Annotated in this window: 31 protein-coding genes; 15 read left to right on the forward strand and 16 right to left on the reverse strand. The window is 44.5% G+C overall.

The window, feature by feature from the left end:
* Positions 1–136 precede the first annotated feature (136 nt).
* Complete coding sequence (locus tag ICV36_RS01845; protein ID WP_215400858.1) at positions 137–928, forward strand: hypothetical protein; 792 nt, start codon at positions 137–139, stop codon at positions 926–928.
* Positions 929–1,087: 159 nt separating this feature from the next.
* On the opposite strand, the gene ICV36_RS01850 is transcribed toward ICV36_RS01845, so the two are convergent.
* On the reverse strand, positions 1,088–2,116 hold the full coding sequence (locus ICV36_RS01850; RefSeq protein WP_215400859.1) for a calcium:proton antiporter: 1,029 nt from the start codon (positions 2,114–2,116) through the stop codon (positions 1,088–1,090).
* 97 nt (positions 2,117–2,213) lie between these two features.
* Between ICV36_RS01850 and ICV36_RS01855 the strand changes: the two genes are divergently transcribed.
* Positions 2,214–2,576 carry a sirohydrochlorin chelatase gene (locus ICV36_RS01855; protein ID WP_215400860.1) on the forward strand — a complete coding sequence of 121 codons (363 nt, stop codon included), beginning with the start codon at positions 2,214–2,216 and terminating at the stop codon, positions 2,574–2,576.
* Here the strand turns inward: ICV36_RS01855 and cobA are convergent.
* The 3 genes from cobA to ICV36_RS01870 are packed head-to-tail and all read right to left on the reverse strand — an operon-like array spanning position 2,499 to position 5,706.
* Positions 2,499–3,383, reverse strand: a complete 885-nt coding sequence (gene cobA / locus ICV36_RS01860; protein WP_215400861.1) for a uroporphyrinogen-III C-methyltransferase — start codon at positions 3,381–3,383, stop codon at positions 2,499–2,501. The genes ICV36_RS01855 and cobA overlap by 78 nt on opposite strands.
* 32 nt (positions 3,384–3,415) lie before the next feature.
* On the reverse strand, positions 3,416–3,994 hold the full coding sequence (locus tag ICV36_RS01865) for a DUF934 domain-containing protein (protein WP_215400862.1): 579 nt from the start codon (positions 3,992–3,994) through the stop codon (positions 3,416–3,418).
* Complete coding sequence (locus tag ICV36_RS01870; protein WP_215400863.1) at positions 3,991–5,706, reverse strand: nitrite/sulfite reductase; 1,716 nt, start codon at positions 5,704–5,706, stop codon at positions 3,991–3,993. The genes ICV36_RS01865 and ICV36_RS01870 overlap by 4 nt, the downstream gene beginning before the upstream one ends.
* Positions 5,707–5,890: 184 nt before the next feature.
* On the opposite strand from ICV36_RS01870, the gene ICV36_RS01875 reads away from it, so the two are divergent.
* Together ICV36_RS01875 and ICV36_RS01880 are read left to right on the forward strand one after the other, a co-directional pair.
* The gene (locus tag ICV36_RS01875) at positions 5,891–6,169 is read left to right on the forward strand and encodes a type II toxin-antitoxin system RelE/ParE family toxin (protein WP_215400864.1); all 279 of its coding nucleotides are present in this window, start codon (positions 5,891–5,893) and stop codon (positions 6,167–6,169) included.
* A 10-nt stretch (positions 6,170–6,179) separates the two neighbouring features.
* Positions 6,180–6,482: a HigA family addiction module antitoxin gene (locus ICV36_RS01880; RefSeq protein ID WP_215400865.1), complete on the forward strand. Its 303-nt coding sequence runs from the start codon at positions 6,180–6,182 to the stop codon at positions 6,480–6,482.
* Between the two features lie 79 nt (positions 6,483–6,561).
* Here ICV36_RS01880 and ICV36_RS01885 read toward each other — a convergent pair whose 3' ends face one another.
* Together ICV36_RS01885 and ICV36_RS01890 are read right to left on the reverse strand one after the other, a co-directional pair.
* The gene (locus ICV36_RS01885) at positions 6,562–6,948 is read right to left on the reverse strand and encodes a hypothetical protein (protein WP_251375045.1); all 387 of its coding nucleotides are present in this window, start codon (positions 6,946–6,948) and stop codon (positions 6,562–6,564) included.
* Positions 6,938–7,162 (reverse strand): hypothetical protein, encoded by a 225-nt coding sequence (locus ICV36_RS01890; protein ID WP_215400866.1) that lies wholly within the window; start codon positions 7,160–7,162, stop codon positions 6,938–6,940. The genes ICV36_RS01885 and ICV36_RS01890 overlap by 11 nt, the downstream gene beginning before the upstream one ends.
* A gap of 183 nt (positions 7,163–7,345) precedes the next feature.
* On the opposite strand from ICV36_RS01890, the gene ICV36_RS01895 reads away from it, so the two are divergent.
* From ICV36_RS01895 to ICV36_RS01905, 3 genes are all read left to right on the forward strand, one after another.
* Positions 7,346–7,924 carry an HdeD family acid-resistance protein gene (locus tag ICV36_RS01895; protein ID WP_215400867.1) on the forward strand — a complete coding sequence of 193 codons (579 nt, stop codon included), beginning with the start codon at positions 7,346–7,348 and terminating at the stop codon, positions 7,922–7,924.
* Positions 7,925–7,966: 42 nt separating this feature from the next.
* Positions 7,967–8,146 carry a hypothetical protein gene (locus ICV36_RS01900; RefSeq protein WP_215400868.1) on the forward strand — a complete coding sequence of 60 codons (180 nt, stop codon included), beginning with the start codon at positions 7,967–7,969 and terminating at the stop codon, positions 8,144–8,146.
* Positions 8,147–8,214: 68 nt separating this feature from the next.
* Entirely contained in the window at positions 8,215–9,276 is a 1,062-nt protein-coding gene (locus ICV36_RS01905; protein WP_215400869.1) for an acyltransferase, read from the forward strand.
* A gap of 9 nt (positions 9,277–9,285) precedes the next feature.
* On the opposite strand, the gene yjgA is transcribed toward ICV36_RS01905, so the two are convergent.
* Together yjgA and ICV36_RS01915 are read right to left on the reverse strand one after the other, a co-directional pair.
* Positions 9,286–9,813 (reverse strand): ribosome biogenesis factor YjgA, encoded by a 528-nt coding sequence (gene yjgA / locus ICV36_RS01910; RefSeq protein ID WP_215400870.1) that lies wholly within the window; start codon positions 9,811–9,813, stop codon positions 9,286–9,288.
* Positions 9,803–10,660 carry a hypothetical protein gene (locus ICV36_RS01915; RefSeq protein WP_215400871.1) on the reverse strand — a complete coding sequence of 286 codons (858 nt, stop codon included), beginning with the start codon at positions 10,658–10,660 and terminating at the stop codon, positions 9,803–9,805. Before ICV36_RS01915 ends, yjgA begins: the two co-directional genes overlap by 11 nt.
* Before the next feature lie 133 nt (positions 10,661–10,793).
* Here ICV36_RS01915 and ICV36_RS01920 point away from each other — a divergent pair, with 133 nt between their 5' ends.
* The 6 genes from ICV36_RS01920 (at position 10,794) to ICV36_RS01945 (ending at position 18,380) form a co-directional block, all read left to right on the forward strand.
* The gene (locus ICV36_RS01920; protein ID WP_215400872.1) at positions 10,794–12,428 is read left to right on the forward strand and encodes a GMC family oxidoreductase; all 1,635 of its coding nucleotides are present in this window, start codon (positions 10,794–10,796) and stop codon (positions 12,426–12,428) included.
* Positions 12,421–13,341, forward strand: a complete 921-nt coding sequence (locus tag ICV36_RS01925) for an EamA family transporter (protein WP_215400873.1) — start codon at positions 12,421–12,423, stop codon at positions 13,339–13,341. Before ICV36_RS01920 ends, ICV36_RS01925 begins: the two co-directional genes overlap by 8 nt.
* Positions 13,342–13,485: 144 nt before the next feature.
* Positions 13,486–14,670 carry an ABC transporter substrate-binding protein gene (locus ICV36_RS01930; RefSeq protein WP_215400874.1) on the forward strand — a complete coding sequence of 395 codons (1,185 nt, stop codon included), beginning with the start codon at positions 13,486–13,488 and terminating at the stop codon, positions 14,668–14,670.
* Positions 14,671–14,814: 144 nt separating this feature from the next.
* Positions 14,815–15,693 carry a branched-chain amino acid ABC transporter permease gene (locus ICV36_RS01935; RefSeq protein WP_215400875.1) on the forward strand — a complete coding sequence of 293 codons (879 nt, stop codon included), beginning with the start codon at positions 14,815–14,817 and terminating at the stop codon, positions 15,691–15,693.
* A complete protein-coding gene (locus ICV36_RS01940) occupies positions 15,693–17,621 on the forward strand; it encodes an ATP-binding cassette domain-containing protein (protein ID WP_215400876.1) in 1,929 nt (642 codons plus the stop codon). Before ICV36_RS01935 ends, ICV36_RS01940 begins: the two co-directional genes overlap by 1 nt.
* 30 nt (positions 17,622–17,651) lie before the next feature.
* Positions 17,652–18,380, forward strand: a complete 729-nt coding sequence (locus tag ICV36_RS01945) for an ABC transporter ATP-binding protein (protein WP_215348454.1) — start codon at positions 17,652–17,654, stop codon at positions 18,378–18,380.
* Positions 18,381–18,484: 104 nt separating this feature from the next.
* Here the strand turns inward: ICV36_RS01945 and ICV36_RS01950 are convergent, their stop codons facing one another.
* The 3 genes from ICV36_RS01950 to ICV36_RS01960 form a co-directional block, all read right to left on the reverse strand.
* Positions 18,485–18,985: a hypothetical protein gene (locus ICV36_RS01950; protein ID WP_215400877.1), complete on the reverse strand. Its 501-nt coding sequence runs from the start codon at positions 18,983–18,985 to the stop codon at positions 18,485–18,487.
* Between the two features lie 108 nt (positions 18,986–19,093).
* Positions 19,094–19,912, reverse strand: a complete 819-nt coding sequence (locus ICV36_RS01955; RefSeq protein WP_215400878.1) for a sulfite exporter TauE/SafE family protein — start codon at positions 19,910–19,912, stop codon at positions 19,094–19,096.
* Positions 19,913–19,915: 3 nt separating this feature from the next.
* The gene (locus tag ICV36_RS01960) at positions 19,916–21,160 is read right to left on the reverse strand and encodes an FAD/NAD(P)-binding oxidoreductase (protein ID WP_215400879.1); all 1,245 of its coding nucleotides are present in this window, start codon (positions 21,158–21,160) and stop codon (positions 19,916–19,918) included.
* A 147-nt stretch (positions 21,161–21,307) separates the two neighbouring features.
* Here ICV36_RS01960 and ICV36_RS01965 point away from each other — a divergent pair, with 147 nt between their 5' ends.
* Together ICV36_RS01965 and ICV36_RS01970 are read left to right on the forward strand one after the other, a co-directional pair.
* On the forward strand, positions 21,308–22,168 hold the full coding sequence (locus tag ICV36_RS01965) for an MBL fold metallo-hydrolase (RefSeq protein ID WP_215400880.1): 861 nt from the start codon (positions 21,308–21,310) through the stop codon (positions 22,166–22,168).
* Entirely contained in the window at positions 22,158–22,481 is a 324-nt protein-coding gene (locus ICV36_RS01970; protein WP_215400881.1) for a metalloregulator ArsR/SmtB family transcription factor, read from the forward strand. The genes ICV36_RS01965 and ICV36_RS01970 overlap by 11 nt, the downstream gene beginning before the upstream one ends.
* A 5-nt stretch (positions 22,482–22,486) precedes the next feature.
* Here the strand turns inward: ICV36_RS01970 and ICV36_RS01975 are convergent, their stop codons facing one another.
* From ICV36_RS01975 to ICV36_RS01995, 5 genes are read right to left on the reverse strand one after another with little or no spacing between them, the layout of a single operon-like run.
* Positions 22,487–22,912, reverse strand: coding sequence for a hypothetical protein (locus ICV36_RS01975; RefSeq protein ID WP_215400882.1), 426 nt, complete (start codon positions 22,910–22,912; stop codon positions 22,487–22,489).
* Complete coding sequence (locus tag ICV36_RS01980) at positions 22,909–23,730, reverse strand: FAD:protein FMN transferase (RefSeq protein ID WP_215400883.1); 822 nt, start codon at positions 23,728–23,730, stop codon at positions 22,909–22,911. The genes ICV36_RS01975 and ICV36_RS01980 overlap by 4 nt, the downstream gene beginning before the upstream one ends.
* A complete protein-coding gene (locus ICV36_RS01985) occupies positions 23,727–24,314 on the reverse strand; it encodes an FMN-binding protein (RefSeq protein WP_215400884.1) in 588 nt (195 codons plus the stop codon). The genes ICV36_RS01980 and ICV36_RS01985 overlap by 4 nt, the downstream gene beginning before the upstream one ends.
* Positions 24,315–24,322: 8 nt before the next feature.
* A complete protein-coding gene (locus ICV36_RS01990) occupies positions 24,323–24,502 on the reverse strand; it encodes a hypothetical protein (RefSeq protein WP_215400885.1) in 180 nt (59 codons plus the stop codon).
* Between the two features lie 19 nt (positions 24,503–24,521).
* The gene (locus tag ICV36_RS01995; RefSeq protein WP_215400886.1) at positions 24,522–25,436 is read right to left on the reverse strand and encodes a DUF6662 family protein; all 915 of its coding nucleotides are present in this window, start codon (positions 25,434–25,436) and stop codon (positions 24,522–24,524) included.
* Positions 25,437–25,469 lie beyond the last annotated feature (33 nt).

Consider the following 25,469-nt stretch of genomic DNA (forward strand, 5'->3'; position numbering starts at 1 on the left):
TAACTGCTTACAATTGTCTGATGGAGGCCATCCAAAGTTTCTAGGGGATTAAATTAGTCAAGATCCCTCCTGATGAATATTTGGGTATAACGAGCTTACAGTGCAGATTTTTAATTCAATATTGGATAAATGGGTAATGAATAATTCAAATAAAGATTTTGCGATTTTAGTTTTATCTTGTGATAGGTACGCTGATTTGTGGGGGGCATTTTATTCGCTATTTTTTAATGCTCTAGGTCTGGATAAGTATCGCATTTATCATGGTTCAAATACAGTTAAATGCTCTGATGATCGTGTAGTGAATTTATTGTCGGGCAAAGATGAAAATTGGAGTACTAGCTATATAAAAATACTTAATCAGATTCCTGAGGAATCACTTTTTGTCATTTTAGAGGATGTATTTATTGAGGGTGTTATTGATATTGAAAAATTTAAAAAATGCATCCAATTGATGAGGCTAAATCACGTTAGACATATAAAATATTTTCCTAATCCTCGGGGGGATAGTGGTGTGGATGAAATAGATTTTTTAAGTGCCTATAATAAGGGTGCACCTTACAGGGTTACTGTTTGTGGATTTTGGAATAAAAAAACCCTACTAGAATTACTTATACCCGGGGAAAATCCATGGAATTTTGAAATTAACGGCTCTTATAGGTCGTCTTATTCTGATGGTTACTACTGCCTTAAGGACCCATTATTTAGTTTTAAGAATATGGTTGAAAAGGGTATGTGGATTCGCAAATCGATAAAATGGGCTATGCAAAAAAATATAGTCTTAGATTATAAAAAAAGACCCCATATGAGTATATTGACAACAATTTTTTCTAATATAAAGATGCTTTATTTCAACTTTATTTTAAAAATAAATTGGCGCTTGCGACTGAAAATTATAAATTTATTTAAAAAATTGCTAGCCGTTTATTAATTAAAAGATATAAATAATAACCAGCATATTTTTCTAAAATCTATTAGAGTACTACTCATCCTTTTTTCTTAGTTTTTAAACTAAATCTGCCCTTAAGAAATATTTAATTGATTCTTATGTTCGGGGGGGTGGGGGCTAATTGAGGGAGTGGGGACTCCCTTACGGCACCAAACTCAAGAAAAGATACTCAAAGAAAATAATCAGATGAACTACACCTTGCAGTAGTGTAGTTCGGCCTATTGCAAGGGTTAAGGCACCAATAAAGAAGGTGAGGTACATTAGCGTCATATTGAGATCGCTAATGCCTAGGCTCAGTGGCAGCTGAAAGTAAATGGCAATCGCCGCAATGACTGGAATGGATAAGCCAATGCTGGCCAAGGCCGATCCAAGAGCAAGATTCAAACTACTTTGCAGGCGATTGGCTTTGGCCGCTCGCACGGCAGCATAGCCCTCGGGCAATAACACCAACATTGCAATGGCAATACCTACAATGGTTTTGGGTGCGCCAGCGGCCTTCACTCCAGCTTCAATGGCTGGGCTGAGAAGTTCAGCAAGACCAACAACAATAACAAGCGAGACAATAAGCAATGCTGCGCTCACAACCGTTTTTAGATTGCTAGGCCTCGGAGCGTGAAAGTTAATATCCGTTTTCTTTTCTTCTGCTTTGGGTAAGTAGTAGTCTCGATGGCTGACAGTTTGGAAGAATAAAAAAGCGGCATACAAAGCAAATGAAGCAATCCCAGCAAAAGCCAATTGGCTTTTAGTAAAGTCGGGTCCTGGTGTGCTGATAGTCACGGTGGGCATTACCAAAATAAATGTGGCCAATGCGGTTAAAACCGCCAGGGCAGAATTAGTTCCCTCATTACGAAAAGACATCTCATGATGATGTAGCCCGCCAATAAAAATACATAGGCCAATAACGCCATTGATAACGATCATCACGGTAGCAAATACGGCATCCCTAGCAATGAATTGAGAGCCATCATGGCCACTAAGCATCATAGAAATAATGAGAGATACTTCAATAATGGTGACGCTGATCGCCAATACTAGTGCCCCATAGGGCTCACCCGTTTTATGGGCAACAACTTCAGCATGATGTACTGCTGAGAGCACGCCGCCAATCAAGGCTACTGCCATGAGGGCAATAAACCAGGTTTGGCTGGCAAGAGAATGAAGAAGCTCCATGAATAGGCCTTATAGGTACGCTTTTAAGAAATTAAGGTTAAGCTTACACATTAACTAATAAACAAATTTATTGATTATGAGAGTTTATAAGTAATTTATGAGGGCAATCATTCTTTTTGGCCACGGTGCTCGAGATGTACGCTGGCGTGAGCCTTTTGATCGTTTGATAGGACTGTGGCGTGCTCAGCATGCTGGTACTCCTGTCGAGCTTGCTTTCTTAGAAATGATGCAGCCTTCGTTAGAAGAGGCTGTGGCTGCATTGGCTGGTGGTGGGGCTACTCAAATTATCGTAGTGCCCGTATTCTTTGGTCAGGGCGGTCACCTGCGAAATGATTTCCCAGCATTGCTGGAAGAATGCCGGGGAAAGTTCCCTGGCGTGGAGTTAAGCGCTACGCCTGCCGTTGGTGAGGATTTGGCTGTCTTGCAAGCGATTATCGACTTCGGAGCCAGAGCTCTCTAGCCTCTCGTCTAAGTTTTCGTTTGGGCATTCGCTTGCTTGGATTTTGCTTCTTAGAGCTTCCCCAATCATGATGAGCGCAGGCGAGCTGCTATCAAACCATTGATCCGCTCTGCCTGCGGCCAAATCTCCTAAGGTGCTGGTCCACAAGCGCTCACGTGGCGTACTAACTGCTTCTAATATATGCACAGGTGTATCTGGGTGATGCTGATTTACTCCCCTAGTGCTTTGCTCAATTAGCTGTTGCGCAATTCGGGCTGCATCCTTGCGACCCATGTAGTAAACCAGGGTATCCGCACTCGGGTTGGGGATTGGCTGACCCATGGAGACGTTCTCTGTGCCCTGAGCCAGGGTAATGAATGCCACACTACGCGATACACCACGCAGCGTTAATGATTGCTGAATGCTGGCTGCACCAGCAAGAGCGGCAGTAATTCCAGGCACAACCTCAACTTCAATCCCAGCATCCTTAAGGCTCTGAATCTCTTCATCAGCTCTGCCAAAGAGCATCGGATCACCACCTTTGAGGCGAACGATTGCTTGATGCTTCTGGGCGGCATCTACTAAACGCTTGTTAATGAACTGCTGCGCTGAAGAAAGTTTGCCGCAGCGTTTACCAACGGCTACTTGAATAGCTTGCGGGCAAAGTTTTAGCATCCCTGGATCAACTAAGGCATCGTAGAAAACAATGTCAGCCTTCTCTAGAAGTTTGGCACCACGAACCGTAATAAGGTCCACTGCTCCTGGCCCAGCACCAACCAAATACACTTTACCAAGTGAATTGGTCTTGCTGTAAGAGATCTTGGCCATGTTTGTTATTGAGCTTGATTGATTACAAGTGCTTAAGGTTGTACGGGCAGTCCGTATGTGGTTCTTAACCCGCGCCAGCTGTTTTGTGTCGTTACACTAAACAAATCAAATTGCTTCAAAGCGACTTCGAGATTTTGATCAGGGCGTAGGGCAAAACTATCAAACCCAACACGAGCACCTTGTAATAGCTGGTCAATCAGAACATCACCAATGGCACGGATCTCACCTTGCCATTGGAAGCGGTCTCTGAGTAAGGCAGCAGTACTAAAGCTTCTACCATCTCTAAAGATCGGGAAATGTGCTGCCACTAATGGCCACACTGTTTTACCTGCTTCAATGACATCAGCGTGCTTAAGAATGTCATCATCGGTAGCAAACCACACACCAATTTGTCCGTTCTTGGCTTTGGCAGTGACATCAGCCTCATGGTGGTGCTCGAGCCACCAAGTAAATGGCACCAATACTTTATGAGCACCATGCTCTAAATCCGGCAAGCCACCTTCATCCTGACTGCCACTCCACACTTGCCATTCATTTGGGGCTAGAGCAGGTTTGTCATTTTTTGGAAAATGCAGAATTTCTGAATGGGAAGCTATATTCAATTGACTCATGATGCATCCTCCCCAGTTACATTGCTTTGGGACTTTTCTTTTTTCTTGGCATCTTTATAGGCTGCCTCTTTGAATGGTGCTACGCCAAGACGGTTATAGGTTTGGATAAACGATTCATCATCACTGCGATTATTTACATAAGTATTAATGACATTCGTAATCACATCCGGAATTTCATCGGCGTAGAAAGAAGGGCCAATGACTTTACCAATAGCCGCATCATTGCCTTGCTCGCCACCTAAAGTGATTTGATACCACTCCTCACCATCTTTATCGACTCCAAGTACGCCGATGTTGCCTACGTGGTGATGGCCGCAAGAGTTAATGCAGCCAGAGATGTTCAGACTAATGTCACCTAAATCAAATAGGTAATCTAAATCATCAAAGCGCTCTTGAATCGCTTTCGCAATTGGAAGGGATTTAGCGTTTGCCAATGAGCAGAAATCACCTCCCGGGCAAGCAATGATGTCGGTAAGCAAGCCTACGTTTGGTAGTGCAACCTTTTGCCCCTTCGCTTCTTGCCAGAGTTCATAAAGCTTTCCTTGCTCAACATCGGCCAATACCAAGTTTTGCTCGTGAGTGGCGCGCAATTCACTAAAACTATATTGATCTGCTAAATCTGCAATCGCATACATTTGCGCTGTGGTTGCATCTCCAGGTGCAACTGTGCCATGGGGCTTAAGCGACAGAATCACGCTCGCATAACCAGGTACTTGATGTGGTTTGACATTACGTTCTAACCACCGTGTAAAAGCAGCTTTATCATTTTCGCTAGCTGTATTAATAACCTGCTCATTTGTTAATGCGGGTAATGTTTTGTAGGCAGGCTTTGTGAAATGCTTTGCAACGCGATCCCACTCAGCTTGAGTAAAGTTGTCATCACCATTTTTAATGTGAGCCCATTCACCTTCAATCTGGCGCGCAAACTCTTCTGGACCCAAGGCTTTCACTAAGATCTTGATGCGAGCCTTATACAGATTATCTCTTCTACCGAAGCGGTTATATACTCGCAGCAGGGCTGTAAGGTAGCTAGGCAGTACATTCCAAGGCAGCCCCTGTTTAATCAATGAGCCTAGAATTGGCGTACGACCCATACCACCGCCTGCATAAATATCAGCAGTTAATTCTCCAGCGGAGTTTTTCTTGAGCTCAATACCAACGTCATGGCATAGCAATACCGTGCGATCTTCTTTGGCACCATTGACGGCAAACTTAAATTTGCGCGGTAAGTGGGCGAATTCAGGATGGAGTGTTGACCACTGACGCAAGAGTTCACAAACTGGACGAGTATCAACATACTCATCACCTGCCACACCCGCAAAGGGATCACTTGTAATGTTGCGAATGCAGTTACCTGAGGTTTGAATGGCATGCATTTCTACTTTGGCAAGTTCAGCCAAAATATCTGGAGTGTCTTCAAGCGTTACCCAGTTGTACTGAATATTTTGGCGCGTAGTGAAGTGACCATAACCACGGTCATACTTTTCAGAGATGAGCGCCAAGGTGCGCAACTGTTTTGAACTAAATAGACCGTAAGGAATCGCAACACGCAACATATAAGCATGGCGTTGGTGATAAAGGCCGTTCTGTAGACGAAGGGGGCGAAATTCTTCTTCTGCTAAGGTGCCGTTTAAACGACGGGCAACTTGATCCCGAAATTGGGCAACTCGTTGATCTACAAGGGTTTGGTCAATTGCATCGTATTTATACATAAGGAGGCTATTGTCGTATTTGATGGATATTTCTACAAATAATTAAAAATTGATTCTATATGTCTATATCAATATAAAAAGATTCAACTTCAGAGCGTCCCTGCAGGTCCGCTAAAGGGACTTTTATGGAAAAAGTACTAAATATTCCATTTTACAGATTCTGTAATACAGAATATAATGGGGAATGATCCGCTCATTTTCTTGTGAACTTACTAAAGATTTATTTGAAAGTAAGGTTACAAGAAGGTTTGTAAACATCGAGAGGGTAGCGCGACGCAAGTTACTGCAATTGCATGCTGTTGTTAGTTTGCTGGATTTGAGGGTGCCTCCAGGCAATATGTTGGAAGCTTTAGGCGGAAATCGCAAAGGGCAACATAGTATTCGTATTAACGCTCAGTGGCGCATTTGTTTTGTTTGGCGTGAAGATGGCGCATACGATGTAGAAATTGTGGACTACCACTGAGGAGATGACGATGACGAAATTGCTAGATGAAATTCATCCCGGAGAAATACTGCTGGAAGACTTTATGAAGCCGATGGGCATTACCGCTCGCCAGCTAGCTGCTGATATCGATGTTGCGCCCAGTCGAATTAGCGAGATTGTGAACGGTACTCGCCCCATTACTGCCGATACAGCCCTGCGACTTGGCCTGTTCTTTTCAATGGATCCTAGATTTTGGTTAAACCTGCAAGCCGATTACGACATGCGTGTTGCGAGAAGAACTCTGCAGAAAGAAATAGAACCAAGAATTCGTGTTTTTAAAATAGCCGCCTAGTTAGTGGCAACAAATTAAAAAGCCCCGGAACATCGGTGCTTTTAACCTAGATCTTTAGATCGATAAAAATGTTCTTAATTTACAACCCGTTTTCTCGGTAGTGCTTATAGAGGTTGGCGATGGAGGCAAAGCCAAGAACAACAATCAGTACTGCAAATAAATATTCTGTTGTGAGGTAGGTATAGACACCCATCTGCACCAAGACTATCGCAACAACGAAAGCCGCAATCGATCCAAAAGCCACCAGCTTAAAGTTAGGCACGAAAGCACCTAAAGTAATAGCAATGAATACGATGTAGAGATCAGAGACGAGTTGGTCTGCTGTTACAAAGATGCTATTGGTGAGCTCAGGATTGGTGAGCTTTCCTAAAACGGCAATGACCAAAATGGAAGCTAGGATCGCAAAGTTGAGCTTTGCTTTGAGAAGAATGGTCTTAAATTGATCGCCCATGGTTTTATGAAGCACTGCCGTTAAATACGAGGCTGATGCCAATCCACAAAATAATAAAAGCAATTAAAACGGTTGAACCAATTTTCTTGAGGAAATACTCTAGGCTATCCATATAAGCTTCATTACCTCTACCAAAGTAATGGTCAAAGCGCTTCCAATAAAGACGCCCCACAACTAAGGGAAGGAGCATCGCAACGATGCCTAAAATCACGGTTAAGGTGTTATCCATTCTGAAACTTTCTCTGCTAACAATCTCTAGGGATTGGCTGTAAAGGCTAAAGAATACCTGTTTTTGCTTTTCGTCCGGCTTAGTGCTGGTTTGGGGCTCATCAATTAGCGTTATTCGGGACCAAAAGGCGTTTGTTGATACAGTAGAGGCTACTTTTCAACCACTTCATTCGAAAGCATCTCTATGGCCGAACTATCAACCGCTCAGATTCAGGAACTTCGCACAAAAGTATTGGGCGCAGCCGCTAAAGTTCCAGGCGCTCTAATTGGCCTTGGAATTTTATTTATCGTTCTGGGCATGATCGGAATTGCAGGTCAAACCTTATTCTCATTTATTTCGGTTAATATTTTAGGCATTTTCTTATTTGCTGGCGGCCTTCTTCAGGGTGCGCATGCCCTCAAATCACAAGGCTGGAAAAGCGTAGGCGTGCAATTGGTATTAGCTGCTCTCTATATTGCCGCCGCTATCTTTGCTTGGGCTTTCCCAATTCCAGCGCTTGAAGCAATCACATTGTGGCTAGCCGCAATATTCTTTGTAACGGGCGCCTTGCGATTGATCTCAGCATTCCAACACCGTCACTTCCGTGAATGGTTCTGGTTGGTTTTGTCATCAGTTATCTCCATCTTGATGGGTGTGCTGATTATGAATGGTTATCCAGAATCTAGCCTTTGGCTGCCAGGCATGTTGATTGCGATCGAGCTATTGCTGCAGGGTTGGTCATTGTTGTTTATGGGACTAGCAGCACGCTCACTGATTAAATAACTTGGTAATAAGATTTAGAAAGCACAGCAAAGAGTCTTCATCATGGCAATGAAAAAAACCGATCTCTATAAGAACTTGGCTTTGAAAACAGCCCAGGGAATGAAAAACGCTGCCAAGACTCCTAAGCCAGGCTCCGCCGATGCCGTAGCAAAGTCTAAAAAAGAGCTGGCAGGTGCAAATCCCTTGTTAGCTTCTTTGATGGGTAAAACCAAAGCTAAATAATATTTGTAAAAAATACTTGAAGCGAATACTTGAAACGAATACTTGAAGCGAATACTTGAAACGAATACTTGAAACAGACAGCCCCGCTTTTTCTGATTGATGCTTTAAAGGCCTTTGCGGCCTTATTAATCATCCTGCATCACCTATCAAGTTATGGGCAAATTGCAGAAGATGCTCGTCGCGTCTTTCCTGGTTTGATGACTTGGTTGTTTGAGTACGGTCGTTATGCGGTGCAGATCTTTCTGGTGATGGCGGGCTATCTGGCAGCCCAGTCTTTAAGTCGTTATGCCAATCTTAAATTTAGCGCTAATAGTTTGCTAAAGCTCATTCTCAATCGTTATCTGCGCTTATTTGCACCATATGCTGCCGCACTTATTTTTACTATTGTGTGCGCATATATTGCGCGCTTCTGGGTCAATGATGAATTCGTTGGTGAATCAGAAACGCTATCGCAATTTCTGGCGCACCTCTTTTTTATCCAAGGCATTTTAGGTTTAGATTCCATCTCTGCTGGCGCTTGGTACGTGGCGATTGATTGGCAGTTGTATTCCGTGCTGGCAATCTTATTTATTTCTTTTCCGAGCTATCAAGCATTGATTTGGTTAATTAGCGTTCTGGCTGTAAGTTCTTTACTGTTCTTTAATCGCTCTGCTGACTTTGAAGCCTATTTCATTTATTTCATCGGCTCATATGGCTTAGGGGTACTAGCTTACTTAGCCGGCCGCTTTGAAGATATAGGTATCCAGCGCTTGGCTAAGTTGGCATTGATTTTAATTGGCTTCATTATTGCTGCCTCCTCTATCCAACAAGTTTGGCTCAGAAACTTCCTCGCTTGGTTTGTGGCCTTGGCCTTGTATTTATGGGGTGATACTCAATACCCAAAAGCTATTGCCCAGAAGGGTCTAGGAAAAGCTATTGCCTGGGGAAGTCAGCGCTCTTATTCTGCTTTCTTAATTCACTTCGCATTTATATTGCTGGCAAACACGCTCTATATCGCCTTTGGTTTGCATGCACATGAAAGTGGCGCATTAGCTATTGCTTTGATGTTAGGGGTTGTAATAACTAGTGTGATAGCGGCCAATTATGTTTATCGCTGGATAGAGGTCCCAGCAAATAAACTCAAGATCTAATCAAAAAGATTACAGGCCCATATCCTTCAGTACGCGGAAGATCTCGCGATAAGCCTTAGGCGGCTTGTTTAGCTCTTTCTCTTTGCGCGCATTTCGAATTAAGGTGCGCATATTTTGAATATCCATTTCAGGATATTGTTCAATCATCTTGGTAAATGCTTCGTCATTGGCAATGAGTCTGTCGCGATAACTCTCCAGAAAGTGCAACTTCGCAGTCTCGGCTTTGCTCACGCCTTGAATTGCATCTAAACGCTTTTGAATCGCATCTAATTCTTCTTCATCTAAGAAGCGCATGAGTTTGCCTAGATACTGCTTATGGCGGCGAATAGCTTCAAAACTCTTGATCTTATTGGTTTCTGCAATAGCGGCTTTGATGGCCTCATCCAGGGGGATTGTCTTGAGGGCATCGCTACTCAAGGCAGCCAAAACTTCAGCCAATTTCTGGCGTTCAGTCATTTGGCGCTTGAGCTCAGACTTGCTGGGACCTTCATCCGCCTCAACGAGCTTGGGAGTGCGATTTTTCTCGTTAATGTGCATATGGGCTACGTAGATATTTTTTTGTGAGTCGGCGAATTAAATTTTTAATGGGAGTTTCTTGGTGCGGCATCACAATGACATCATCGACCTTTATAGTCCCTAGATTGCCATCTGGAATGGTGCGATTAGTATAGTTATTAGGCAGATGATGCACGAAGCAGCGGCTATCAAATTGTTGATTTTTGAGATCAAAGCCAACTAAATTGCGCGAAGTGCACCAGTCAGGCACATTGAAAAAAGTTAGGCCGTGCCCAGCCCGCTCCCTTATGCCCCACTCACCAAAATCCGGATTTGATGATCGACCATTCAGGTGTTCCAACATAAGCTCACGAGTAAGTAAATACAGTCCTTGGTATGGATGTGGCAAATTCAGGAATACATAATCTGGGTTTTTATAAACTTTCGGTAGCTTTCTGAAGCGAAATTGTTCTCTGGCATCGGAGCTATACCATTGACCGTCAGATGATCTTTGTTCAATTCTCAGGAATGATGGAATTAATCCAAGTGGACTGAGCGTTTCCAAACTTTCTTGCCAGTACTCAAAATTTTCTTTGGTTATGAGAAGGTCATCCTCTAAATACATATAGTGAGTAATTGATGGATCAACGATTAACTTCCTGAATACATCAAAATGTGACCAAGGAAGTAAGTAGGGGTGTCCAATCCCTTGGGGGATAAAAAAATCGTATTTAAATCCTTTGTTCTTTAAGATTGCGTCTAATTGCTCTAGCTCACCTTGCTCTTTCTTGGCATTGGTAACAATGTAGACTTCAACGAAGGGACATAAGTGCGCAAAATGTTTTGTCATGGCCTCCAAATATTGAAGCCGTTCTTTTGAAAAATGCACAGTAACGCAGATTGCAAGACGGGTGTTGGTCATGGAAGATTAGCAAATTAAGTTCATTTTGAGCATTTAATAGTATGGATTCTGTAATTGGTAAATAATACAAAGTAAGGCTTCAAATTAATTTACGCTCAATATGACTCAATTAGATCAGAAAAACACTTACGATTACATCATTATTGGCGCAGGCAGCGCAGGCTGTATGTTGGCTAAGCGTTTAACTGAAAATCCCAATAAAAAAGTCTTGCTGATTGAGGCGGGTAAGAACGACAACTACATCTGGATTCATATTCCAGTTGGGTATTTGTATTGCATTGATAACCCAAGAGCAGATTGGCGTTTTAAGACCACTGCTGAACAGGGTTTGAACGGTCGCTCATTGTTATATCCCCGCGGACGAGTCCTGGGCGGTTGCTCATCCATCAACGGCATGATTTATATGCGTGGCCAAGCAGGTGACTACGAATCTTGGGTGCAAGCAACTGGTGACGATTCTTGGTCTTGGGAAAATGCTTTGCGCCGTTACAAATCATTTGAGGATTACCACGGCGCCGCTAATCAATGGCATGGCAAAGGTGGCGAGTGGACTGTATCCAAGCAACGTCTGCGTTGGCCTATCATGGATCGCTTTAAAGATGCTGCCGTACAAGCCGGCATTCCGGCGTCAGATGACTTCAATCGTGGCGATAACTTTGGTGTTGGTTACTTCGATGTGAGCCAACGCGCTGGTTGGCGCCTGAACACTTCAAAAGCATTTTTGAGGGATGCGATGAGGCGTGGCAATCTCACTGTCATTACTGAAGCGGTAGTGAATAAACTGAAGATTGACCCTGCCACGAAAAATTGTTTCGGCGTTGAGTACATTAAAAATGGCCAAGTTTGCGAGGCCTTATGTGCCATCGAGCAGGGCGGTGAGGTATTGCTGAGTGCTGGCGCAATCGGAAGCGTACAAATTCTGGAGCGCTCTGGCGTTGGTGCTGCTACACATTTAAATCAATTGGGTATCCCAGTCATCGCTGATCTTCCAGGAGTGGGTGAGAACCTGCAAGACCATTTGCAGCTTCGCATGATTTACAAAGTCAACGGAATTAAGACTCTCAATACCAAAGCCAATTCATTGCTTGGAAAACTCCTGATTGGCTTGGAATATGTATTCAAAAGATCTGGCCCAATGTCGATGGCGCCATCACAGCTGGGCGCCTTCGCCTTTAGCTCTCCCGAGCAAAAGAGTGCAAACGTGGAGTATCACGTGCAACCGTTATCCCTAGAAAAGTTTGGCGAAGACTTGCATACATTTAATGCATTTACTGCCAGTGTTTGTAATTTGCGACCCACTTCGCGCGGCAGTGTACACATCAATTCAATCGATCCAGAAGCGCCGCCAGTGATTAGCCCCAATTATTTGTCGACCGATGAAGATCGTAAAGTAGCAGCAGAGTCTTTGCGTTTAACTCGCAAGATTGTGGAGCAGGCAGCGCTGGGTCCTTATGCCCCAGAGGAATACAAGCCAGGTATTCAATATCAAACGGATGAAGAGTTAGTTAAAGCGGCTGGGGATATTGGTACAACGATTTTTCATCCAGTAGGTACTTGCAAGATGGGTCGTGCCGATGATCCACTGGCTGTGCTCGATTCTGAGCTGCGAGTAAGAGGTATTCATCATCTGCGAGTGGTAGATGCTTCGGCGATGCCAACCATTACTTCGGGCAATACTGCAGCTCCAACGATGATGATTGCGCAGCGCGTAGCAGAACTGCTGACGCATGCCTAAGGTGGCTTCGCAAAAAAGCTACTCATTACCAGCGAGTCATTTATTGCTGGCACTCGCTATTGTGGCGGTGTGGGGCACTAACTTTGTAGTGATTAAGTTATCACTAGCTTCCTTCTCACCATTCTTATTTGCCGCACTACGCTACACCTTTGCATTTTTACCGCTGGCACTTTTCTTTCCCATGCCTAAAGTTTCATGGGTCAATCTCTGCACTTATGGGGTTGCAGTGGGGGTGGGGCAGTTCGGTATTTTGTATTTTGCGATTGATGGTCGCATTTCTCCAGGTCTGGCTTCGTTAGTCATTCAGACGCAAGTATTTTTCACAATCGGTTTTGCCATGTTTTTCGCTAAAGAGCGTTTGCGTACCTATCAAACCATAGCGGTTCTGGTGGCGATGACTGGTTTAGTAATTATTGCGCTGCACACTGATGCTAGCACCACCGTTCTGGGTCTCGCCTTGGTTGTATTTTCTGGATTCTCGTGGGGTATAGCAAACACCGTCAGCCGCAGGGCAGGTTCTATAAATATGCTGTCTTATGTGGTCTGGGCGAGTGCTTTTACCATTCCCCCTTTATTTGCCCTGTCTTATGTGTTTGAGGGTGGGTGGGGTCAAATGAGCGCCTCATTGTTTGCTGCCCCAATGGGAGCATGGGCTGGGGTTTTGTGGCAATCCTGGGCAAATACCCTCTTTGGTTATGGGGCGTGGGCTTGGTTGCTCTCCAAGCATCCGGCGGCCGTAGTGGCGCCAGCGCCTTTGCTGGTACCTATCTTTGGCATGGGGGCTGCTGCTTATTTTCTAGCTGAACCATTGCCCCCATGGAAGATCGAGGCGGCGGGGTTAGTGATCGCTGGCTTAATCGTCAATTTATTCTGGCCAAGTATTGAACTCAAAATCAGGCGGTATTTTTCGTAAGGATTTTCTTCCCCAGGGGCTAATGTAAAACCCTAATAGATACCCCTTTTTTTGCCTTTGCATTAACAGTAAGATAACTATTCGTTTGTGTTGTACCTATAAAAAAGTATTTATTCATTAGCAATTTTTAGTCATGGAGACTTTATGAACATTCGTCGTCACATTTTTGCAGTAGCAGCTACTGCAATGCTTGCAACCGGTGCTTACGCTGCCGATATCAAACTTGGTGTTTCTGGCCCATTTACTGGCGGCTCTGCTTCCATGGGTGTGAGTATGCGTGATGGTGTGCGCTTAGCAACAAAAGAAATTAATGCTGCTGGCGGTATCAATGGCAACAAAATCGTTTTGGTTGAGCGCGATGATGAGGCAAAAAATGAGCGTGGTGTGCAAATCGCACAAGAGTTGATTAATAACGAAAAAGTAGTTGCTACTCTTGGATACATCAACACTGGTGTTGCATTGGCTTCACAGCGTTTCTATCAAGACGCCAAGATTCCAGTAATGAACAACGTGGCTACTGGTTCTATCTTGACTAAACAATTCCCTAATGCACCGGAAAACTATGTTTTCCGCAATGCTGCGCCTGACAATATTCAAGCGCCATTGATCGCTAAGGAAGCGGTTGAAAAGCGTGGCTTGAAGAAAGTGGCAATTTTGGCCGACTCTACAAACTACGGTCAGTTGGGTCGTGAAGACTTAGAGAAGGCCTTGAAAGGCTATGGCGTAACACCAGTTGCAGTTGAGAAATTCAACATTGGTGACGTTGACATGACTTCACAGTTACTCAAAGCAAAAAATGCTGGTGCAGATGTTATTTTGACTTACGCAATTGGACCTGAGTTGGCGCAAATTGCTAACGGTATGGCGAAGTTGGGTTGGAAAAAACCAATGATCGGTAGCTGGACATTGTCTATGGCTAGCTTTATTGATACAGCTGGTAAGAATGGTAACGGTGCAACAATGCCACAAACTTACATTCAGACTCCATCTACAACAGCTAAGCGTAAAGCTTTCCAAGCAGCTTACTTGGCCGAGTTCAAGCCAAAGAACAACAACATTGCATCTCCGGTTTCTGCAGCACAAGGATATGACTCTGTTTACCTCTTGGCTGCTGCGATTAAGCAAGCAAACAGCACAGAAGGGCCAAAGATTGTTGCAGCATTGCAAGACTTGAAGGCTCCAGTTGACGGTGTTGTAATTACTTACAATAAGCCATTCTCTGCAACTGATCACGACGCTATCAAGATGAAAGACGTAGTGATGGGTGTAGTTGAAAATGGTCGCGTTGAGTTCTTGAATGCTGAGGATGCAACTCCGAAGAAGAAGTAATTCAATTTACTAAGGCGGTGCAAGATGTTTAGTTATTTTGCACTGCAGCAATTGATAAAACAGAGCGCCGCCCAAAAAGCGGCGTTTTGCTTACAATGTCGGATTCGTTAATAAAACAATATTAAATATATTTAGGCAGACACAATGGACATGCTTGCACAAATCCTCTCGAGCGGTATCGCTGTGGGGATGATCTATGCGGTAATCGCTTTCGGTTTCCAGCTCACTTTTGCCACATCCGGCACTTTGAACTTCGGTCAAGGTGAAGCGCTGATGTTGGGTGCTCTCGTAGGTTTAACCTGCGTTGACACCTTTGGCATGAACTACTGGGTAATGATCCCGGTTGTTTGCTTGTTCGGCATGATTCAAGGTAGCTTCGTTGAGCTGATTGGCGTACGCCCTGCGATCAAAATTAAATCCGAGTTTGGTTGGATTATGTCCACCATCGCCCTCGGTATTATTTTTAAGAACGTTGCTGAAAACATTTGGGGTCGCGATGCATTGCCATTCCCATCGCCCTTGCCAATGGAGCCAATGAGTTTCTTGGGTGCAAGCATTTTGCCTATGGAAATTCTGGTGGTTGTTGGTGCTCTGGTCATGATGTTGTTGGTGGAGTTTTTTAACCGCAAGACCATTTACGGTAAAGCGGTTGTAGCAACTGCAAATGACCGCGATGCTGCTGGCTTGATGGGAATTAACACTAGCGTAGTTATTACCTTCTCCTATGCTTTGTCTTCTTTAACTGCAGCGTTTGCAGGCGTGTTGATTGCGCCTCTGACTTTGACTGGCGCAACCATGGGTGGCGCATTGGGTTTAAAGGCATTCGCGGTGGCAATTATTGGCGGCTTGTCTAGCGGCATGGGAATCATTGTGGGCGGCTTAATTCTCGGAATCGTAGAAACTGCTACCGGTTTCTATGTCTCTACTGGTTATAAAGATGTTCCAGGTTTGATCTTGCTATTGCTTGTCCTTGCATACAAGCCATCTGGTCTCTTTGGTAAATCTGCAATTAAGAAAGTTTAATGATGAAGAAGTCTCTATTACCTCTATTAATTGCAATTGCGGCACTCTTTGCTTTGCCGTTATTTATTCATAACCCTTATTACATTCACTTAGTTGAAACCATCCTGATCTATACCATCTTGTTATTTGGTTTGGATATTGTGGTGGGTTATGTGGGTCAGGTTTCATTGGGTCACGCTGCACTCTTTGGTATCGGTTCATACACAGCTGGCGTTTTGTATTTCCATTTTGGCTGGACTATTTGGGGTACATTGCCTGCCTCTATCGTGGTGACCTCGATCTTCGGCGGTATTTTGGCTCTGCCTGCTCTAAAAGTAATTGGACCTTACTTGGCGATGGTGACCTTGGCTTTTGGAACCATTGCGCAGATCTTGATTAACGAGATGACTTGGTTGACTGAAGGTCCTTTAGGTATCAAGATTCCTAAGCCTGAACTCATGGGCGTGCCGATGACCAAAGCCGAGTACTTCTGGATGGTTGGCATCATTTTGATTCTCTCCATGATTGTGGTGGATCGCTTTGTTAAATCACAAATTGGTCGCGCTTTTGAAGCATTACGCGATAGCCCAATTGCTTGTGACTGTATGGGTGTATCCGTTTACCGCTTTAAGGTGATCGCATTTGTGATTAGCGCCGGCTTTGCTGGTCTAGCTGGTTGCTTGTATGCGTACTCAGAGCAATACATTTCACCTAATACTTACAACAACGAACTAGCGGTTCTCTTTCTGCTCGGCATCATCATGGGCGGACGTAAGTCGCGCTTAGGTGCGGTGATCGGTGCGGCAATTATTGTGTTGTTGCCAAAGCTTTTGGACGACATTAACTTGTTCCGTATCGTTGCTTCGATTATTGCAATCGTAGTGGTGGTGGGTGCTGGTTTGGCCTTGTCTAAGAAGGTCACTACGCCACGTCGTGTGGCAGTGCCTATCGCTGGTGTAGTCGGTTTGGCTGCGTTCTCGTTCTGGCTCAATACCATCTCTGACTGGCGTCTCAGTATTTTTGGCTTCATGATTTTGTTGGTGGTGTACTACTTGCAAAACGGTATTGTTGGATTTGCAAAGAGCTTCTATCAATCTATTGTTGGTAAAGCGAAGACTACTCGCGGTGGTGATGCTGAAGTGGTGGATGATTCCATTAGCTTTATTAGTACCGTTGCCAATCAAAATACGGGTGCAGAACTCCTCAAAGTGGATTCCATCTTGATGCAGTTTGGTGGTCTGAAGGCATTGAATAATGTAGATCTGAGCATTAAGCGCGGCACTATTCATGGTTTGATCGGTCCGAACGGTTCCGGTAAGAGCACCATGATGAACGTCTTGACTGGTATCTACACACCTACCGCTGGCAATGTGTTGTTCGCTGGTCAAAGCGTAGTGGGCAGAACTTCTTCTGACATCGCTTTGTCTGGTATTGCGCGCACCTTCCAAAACGTTCAGCTCTTCGGTGAAATGACTGCCATCCAAAATATTTTGGTTGGTCTCCATCACACTTTCAAATCCAATATGGTTGAAATTGCGTTGCATCTCTCGCGCTACAAGAAGGAAGAAGCGGAGGCGCATGCGCGTGCAATGGCATTGCTCAAATTCGTTGGCTTAGATGATTTAGCAAATGAAGAAGCACGTAACTTGCCATACGGTAAGCAACGTTTGCTAGAGATCGCTCGTGCCTTGGCATTAGACCCCGAGTTGCTCTTGTTAGATGAGCCAGCCGCAGGTTTGACAGCGCCTGACATCAAAGAACTCTTGCGCATTATTCGTAAGATCCGCGATAGCGGTATTACCTTCATCCTGATTGAGCATCACATGGATGTGGTGATGTCAGTATGCGATACCGTTTCTGTATTGGACTTCGGTCAGAAGATTGCAGAAGGTAAACCAGCTGAAGTTCAGGCAGACGAGAAGGTGATTCATGCCTACTTGGGTACTTAATCACTAGAACATATTGAATCGGTAAATACCATGTTATCTATTAAGAATCTTGAAGCAGGCTACGGCAAAGTCAAAGTCCTCCATGGCATCAATATTGATGTGCCTAAAGGACAGGTGATTACTTTGATTGGCTCTAACGGCGCCGGCAAAACAACGACCATGCGTGCAATTACAGGCATGATCAAGCCAACCGCTGGTGAAGTCACCTTGGGCGGCGAAAAAATTGACGGTTACGACTCTCATAAAATTGCACGCTTAGGTTTGGCGCATAGCCCTGAAGGCCGTCGTGTATTTACGACCATGTCTGTTACAGACAATTTATTGCTAGGCGCTTTTCCACGCTTTACTGGCAGCCGCCCTAAGGGTGACATCAAAAATGACTTGGAAAAGTCTCTCGAAATGTTCCCGCGCCTTAAAGAGCGTCGCAATCAATTGGCTGGCACTTTGTCTGGTGGCGAGCAACAAATGTTGGCGATGGCGCGCGCTGTGATGCTTAATCCAGAGATCATTCTCTTGGATGAGCCATCGATGGGTCTTGCACCAATCTTGGTTGAAGAAGTGTTCAAGATCATCTCCAACTTGAAGTCACAAGGTGTGACCATGTTGTTGGTGGAGCAGTTTGCTGCCGCAGCTTTGAACGTAGCAGATTATGGCTATGTTCTGGAGAACGGTAAGATCGCTACTCATGGACCAGCTGCAAAGCTCAAAGATGATCCTGCTGTGAAAGCGGCTTACTTGGGTGGTGCTGGTGGTCACTAAGTAGTGCAGTAAGCAGTTCAGCAAGCAGCCCATTAAGCTGTAGATAATAAAAAAAGCCCTTAGCAATAAGGGCTTTTTCTTTTTCGAGGCAGTATTAGCTAGCATCAGCTTGAGAGTAGCTTAATAGCTTCGCGTATTAAGAGCGCTCTATAGCCCATATAAATTGCTACTACAGTAAATCCCAATAGAAAGAGTTTTGGAATTAATGCGCCCTCTTCAACTATTTCGCTATTGAGTAAGCCCAGCGCCACCGCAAAGAAGAATAGGGCTCCTAGACCGAGAATGAGCCAATTCTCATTGCTGCTGACTTGCTGTGTTTGATTGCTATAGGCAAGAACCTGTAGGACCTCACCTTTTTGGCACCCGGATACGGTAATGTGATCGCCTTCAGCAATCACCATCGGGGATGAAAACTTCGCCTCGATTGCTTTATCACCCAAGTTAAATGTAGAAATAAAGAAGCGCTTGTAGTAGACAGAGGAATGGTCATGGGTAGGCTTCTCGGGGTTAACGTATTCGAGGAGTGCATGATTAAGATTGCTGACTGATCCAGAAGCCACGCTGAGTGAGCTTGATAAAAAATGACTTGGCTTTATGACTGACATCAGGAAAACTCCCAAAAGGCTAAAGCTCAGTATAAAGAGAAAGGATGGTAGCGGTCTTTTAAGTGACACGGATCGATCATTGCTGCGCTAGGTTTGCCCTATTGCGGGTCAAATAGTGTTGAGTGCTTTGATCATTAGGCTTACAGCAATCATCAAGGTGAAAATCGCAAATATTTGCTGAATTCTGGGCCCACTGATTTTCTTTTCTAGCATTTTTCCGGCCAGTAAACCAAGTAATGATCCGCAGCCAAATGGAATTGCGATCGCCATATTTAAATTGCCTGAAGCAAGAGAAATAAAGGCGCCTCCAGCAGAGACAATGGTTAATACACCTAGCGATGTAGCAACGATTGACTTCATTGGTAAGTCGGTGAATTTATTTAAGGCAGGCACCAAAATAAATCCTCCGCCCACTCCTAGTAACCCAGACAAAAAGCCTGCAATAGCTCCTGAAAACATGAGCGCACGTGCACATGGAACGGTCCAAATCAGCTTACCTATTGAAGAATCTAATTGGCACGGAGGCGCTTTGATTTGCGGGGCTGGTTTACCAGAAAGATTTCTGGCTACCTGCAGCAGCATGCGAATCGAGACATACATTAAGACCAAACTAAATAAGATGAGTAGTGGGGTATTGGGTACTCTCTGGGCCAGCCATAAGCCAAGGGGGGATAAGATCAAACCAAAAATGGCCATCAGCATAGCTGCTTTATAGCGAAGCGCCTTAGCCTTGAGCCCAATCGCCGCACCAACGCCTGCTGATATGGTAATTGCCAACAGAGCAATCGGCCCAGCCTCAGAAATAGGTAGATGCAGCAGAAAGACCAGTAGCGGTACGGATAGAATGCCGCCACCAGCCCCTGTCAGGCCCATGAGGACGCCAACAAATATTCCTATTGCTAGGGTTAGGTAAGGCAATAAATCCATTAATTAATTTTCAAATGGTCGTGCTAGCCACTCTCTACCTTTGAGCATTGCATTCCAGTAAAGCCAAGGAAGCACATCTTTCTTCAGAATCCACGCAAGCTTGGTTGCTTTAAGAGGGTTAATAAGCCAAGGAAAGGTTGGTAGAAGTTTTCCGCCAAAGCCAAACTCGGCTAACACAATCTTTCCGTTCTCAACTGTCAATGGGCATGAGCCATAACCATCGTATTTAGTTGGTAGCGGTTTGTGATGTTTTGCTGCGAGTAAATTTTCTGCAACGACCACTATTTGTTTTCTGGCTGCTGCAGCTGTTTTGGAGTTCGGTGATGAACAGCAGTCACCAAGTCCAAAGATATTGGGATAGCGAGTGTGTTGCAGTGTGAATTGATCCACCTCAACAAAGCCATCAGCATTAGAAACAGGACTTCCTTTGAGGCAGTCTTGCGGACCTTGGGGAGGGACGACATGCAGCATATCAAAAGACTTTTCGACCTGTGTGACGTTGCCGTCGGCATCTTTTACTGCAAAGATGGCCTTCTTGGCTGGGCCATCTACTGAAATGAGGTTTGTATTGAAATTGAGTTTGGCATTATATTTTTTGACATATTCCATCAGTGGAGGGACAAAATCAGCCACGCCAAAGAGGGCAGCCCCCGCATTATTTAACTCAACCTCGATGTTGTTTAGTCGACCTTGCTTTTGCCATTCATAGCAAGATAGATACATTGCTTTTTGTGGTGCGCCAGGGCACTTTATCGGCATAGGCGGTTGCGTGAAAATAGCTTTACCAGACTTCAAACCGCGCACTAACTCCCAGGTGTATGGGGAGAAGTCAAAACTATAGTTAGAGGTCACTCCATTTTTACCAAGGGTTTCTTTTAATCCAGGGATAGCATCCCAGTTAGATTTGATACCTGTAGCGATTGCCAATTGTTTGTATTTGACAGGTGCCCCAGCATCAATTAATACCTCATTGGATTCGGGATTAAAGCCCGTTACTCCAGCTTTAATCCAACGCACTCCAGATGGAATCAGGTCTTTAGTCTTGCGCTTACTATTATTAACATTAAAAGCGCCGCCTCCAACGAGTGTCCAAGAGGGTTGGTAATAGTGATTTTCGGAGGGCTCAATGATAGCAATGCTTAAAGATTGATCTCTAGATTTAAGGCTGGCAGCTAAGCCTATGCCAGCAGCACCGCCGCCAGCAATCACTACGTCATAGGTATCGGGGTTTGTGCTTGCTAAAGTCATATTGCCTCCACTTCCAGGTTTTATTGGATTTAACTTAGCAAAATAGCTTGAATTCAGAAAATTGGCTATCAGGGTTTATGATTAGTCTACATTTTTATATAGTATTTATCATAAAATAAACCATTCACAGTAAATTGGAAATGACAGATGAAACCAATCGTTAAGGGCTTTTTTGACCCAGATACCTGGACCGTAACCTATGTGGTTTATGAGAAGCCGAGTTCACCTTGCATCATTATTGATTCGGTACTGAATTACGACCATAAATCGGGGCGTACTAATACCAAATCCGCTGACGAGGTCATTGAGTTTATTAAGGCCAACCATCTGACCACGGAATGGATCTTGGAAACCCACGCACACGCGGATCATGTATCAGCAGCACCCTATCTAAAAGCGAAATTAGGCGGCAAAGTTGCTATTGGTGATCATATTTCAGTAGTACAAGGTGTATTTAAGAAAGTTTTTCATCTAGAAGAATCATTCCCGGTGGATGGCTCCCAGTTCGATTATTTACTTAAAGATGGCGAGGAAATTGCGTTTGGCAATCTCAGCTTTAAATCACTTTTTGTGCCTGGCCACACTCCGGCCTGTATGGCATATCAAGTGGGTGATGCCGTTTTTGTCGGCGATACCATGTTTATGCCAGATGTGGGAACTGCGAGATGTGATTTCCCAGGCGGTGATGCACATACACTTTACAAGTCGATGAAAAAGATTTTGAGCTTGCCTGGTGAGACAAGATTATTCATGTGTCACGACTATCCACCAGATGGCCGTCCAGTGAATTACGAAACAACCGTTGCCGAGCAGAAAAAATCGAACATACATATGCACGATGGCATTACCGAGGATGAGTTTGTACAAATGCGGAGTAAGCGAGACGCCACTCTACAAATGCCGGTGCTCATTCTGCCTTCTATTCAGATTAATATTCGTGCGGGTCATCTGCCTGAGCCAGAAGCCAATGGCATAGCTTATTTAAAAATTCCTTTGAATGCCCTTTAACAAAACGATGACTAAATCGGAGCTTAAGAAAATGCAGGCATCTGCCGCTGATGCTTGTAGGCTAATGAAGGTTTTATCTAATAGCGACCGCATGATGCTCTTATGTGAGATGGGTCAAGGTGAAAAATGCGTTAGCGAGCTAGAAGACGCTTTAGATCTCCATCAGCCTACGCTATCACAGCAATTAACGGTGTTGCGTAAAGAAAAGTTGGTACAGACGCGCAGAGAAGGAAAGCAGATTTACTATTCTTTAGCTAGTGAAGTAGCTATTGCAGTCATGGGTCTGCTGTATAAGCACTACTGTAAAAAATAGAGCACCTAACTGCGTAGTTTGTTGTTGCGAAATTTTGAAAAAGTATGCAGTAGGAAAATCAGAAAAAAGAGTAGGCCGACTATCCAGTGGGTATCTACTGCGGCATCCCGAATCTCTTCTGGCCCGTAATAAAGAAGGGCTCCAGAAATGAGTAATGCAGCAAGAAAGCCCAGCTGACTAAAGCCACTCCACCACTGCCTCTTTGATTTGAATCCAGCCTTGAGGTGAAATGGCAATATTGAACCAAGAGCCAGAGTCGCTAGCATTGCCGCAATTCCGTGAGCAGTCAAGATGCTGTGTGAGCCAAGGACGCTTCTTTGCAAGTGGAATTCATGCCCCAGTAAATAGAGAAGGCCTGTGATAGAGCAAGCCATCATGCCGCAAATCACAAACGTTCTTTGCCAGTTAGGCATTTTTCCCAGGCGGCTCATGTGCAAATCCTAAGGGCTTTTGCCGAGAAGCGACTAAAGCAAGGATGATGCTCGTTATTAGATAAGGCTAATACTTTAGTTAACGCATCTGCATACACACATTCTTTTGCGAGAATGGAAAATGAACCTGAAACTTCAGCATGAACTTCTGAGAAATGCTGAGCCAAGGGATTAATGATGTAGCTTTGTTGCCCATCTCTTTTTGCAAAGTAGAGGCTGCTAGTGGCAATTGCTCCATCTTTTAAAGAGCCAATTTCAATTAATTCTTCAGGCATTTCGGGACTGCGAATTTGAATGGGGAAAGCGGTATCGCCAAATACCCGCAGGTCTCCGCCTGCGTTAACAGAGCCGGAACTAATTCCCTCTGATATGAGAATTCTGACGGCCATATCAACTGCAAACCCTTTAGCGATACCACCAAGATCAAGGCAGATTGGACGGCCAGATTTGATGAGATCAGGCGCCAAGAACTCAACATCCTCAATGCCGCCTAGCTCGTGATTCGAAAAGGTGATGTGACGAGGTAGCAAGCCTGCAGTAACTAAGCGATGGCCAATACCGCAATTAAATAAGCCTTCTGACTCTTGATAAATCTCTTTGGCGATTTTGATGACTTGTGCGGTCCATGCATGAATTTCTACCGCCTCAGAATGGGCTCGTTGATTAATTTGGCTCAGTTCACTTTGTACATTATGAAAACCCATCAGATCTTGAACCTTCTGGATAGCTGCAAAGGCGTTGTCCACGGCAATTTCCCCATTCTCTTGATCAATCGAGATTTCAACAAAGGTTCCGAGCAAAGGTTTGCAGCGAGTCATTTTGCGCTAGTTGCTTTGATTGCTTGGGTTGGGGTGCTTGGTGCGGTTGCAGGGGTATTCTTTAATGCCAATTCATAAAGAACGGTGACCCGCTTGACACCGTCTGTGAGGTGCTTGCAAGATAAGGTTGCGCCGCCGATATTTTGAATGTCTTGATTGAGCTTGATAGGGTCGCTTGCAGTTTTGCCGACAAATTGCTTACGCCATTGCGCTTCTGCCACCTCATATCCATATGACTCGACGTATTCCAGCACTTCAATTCCTGCGATGCTGCCATTTGGGTTGATGGCCACTGCATAGGTGATCATTTCATGTTTTCCAACAACCTCATCAATGATTAGCCAGCTACCATCAGATGCTTTCCAAATGCGATCTCCTTGAAAAGGATGGCGAATGCTAGATGCCGCTCGCATCTTGTCCTGCAGATCATCGGTAATGATGATGGGATTTTTTGCTAGCGCCTTATTAGGAAAGAGTAACTTTTGAGCTTGTTCAGCAGAAACGTAAATTTTTGCATGGGCAATGATCGGTGCGCTGATCATTGTTAAGCTAAGAAGGGCTAAAGGGTTCGGTTTCCAAATCATGATTACATTTATGCAGTGAGTAATTCATTTGCTTCGTAACAAAGCGTTTGAATATCGGGGTTGATGCCCTTGAGATTAGATAGCGTTTCAAACATCATCAATGCTCGCTCTTTGGCTGTTTGACATTGAGTGGCTTGAAACCTTAACAAGTGAGTCAGAGCTGCAACTAATAGATTCTGAGTTTCCATAAGTTCTTTCGTTGAGTATTTAGTTAAGAGGAAAACCAACTTTGACAATGAATTCATTTACTGAGTGGCTATCCCAAACGCGTGCATTAGAGCACTCAGCAGTGCCGTCACCCATGCAAGTGTTGCCTTTTAATTGATAGCGCCAAGCCCCAGTGATCCACCAGTCTTTGGCTGCATAGTGCATATTGGGGCCAACAAAAGTAGCCCTCTGTACTTGGTTTTGTAGGTTGTAGCTTGAGTAGTCGTTGTGGAAGCGGGCTTCTACGCCGGCTGACCATTTCGGAGCAAATCGATAGCTAGCGCCCACCAAAAAATCGAGCATTGATTCTGGTACATTGCCATTGCCAATAAATTTCAATTGCTCATTTGCAACCACTACGTTTCCAGCAAGTATCAGGCGATCATCAATAAAGTTCGATTGCAATAAGAGGCGAGCTTCAATTTCATTTTTATTTCGACCAAGCGTAGGTTCTAGGTAAAGCCCCACGCCAACCGGAGAGGTTACTGGGTTGGTAATGCGATAAATTGCCTCTAAAGATCCCCCTTCGATGCCGCTTTTGCGAAATGGAGCTGCCGGATTGTGACCTTCGGGAACGGGTTGACCGCCAGTACAGGTAGCCGCGTCACCACAAGCTTCTGGATTGGTGTAATTTTGGTTGGCGTTAACGTAATACGCATTTAAATAGCCTGCGATTTGGAAATCATTCGTAAGACCATATTCAAGCTCGGTTCTGGAGAGCCATGCATTGTAAGAACCACTTGCTTGTTGTTTATTCAGTTGCAGACGTTGCTCAAACTCCAGCTTTCCTTTGGGTTGCAAATCTAAGGTGTAAATCCAGCCAAAAGCACCTTCTCCCGCATGGGCCAGGGAGAAGTGGAGGGTGGCTGCAAGAAAGCAGGTAAAGGCGAGTAGTTTTTTGAGATTGAATGTCATCTTTTGAGTGGTTTGGTTAAAAATCTAAATGAG

The sequence above is a fragment of the Polynucleobacter sp. MWH-UH35A genome, assembly GCF_018687075.1.
Lineage (GTDB): Bacteria > Pseudomonadota > Gammaproteobacteria > Burkholderiales > Burkholderiaceae > Polynucleobacter.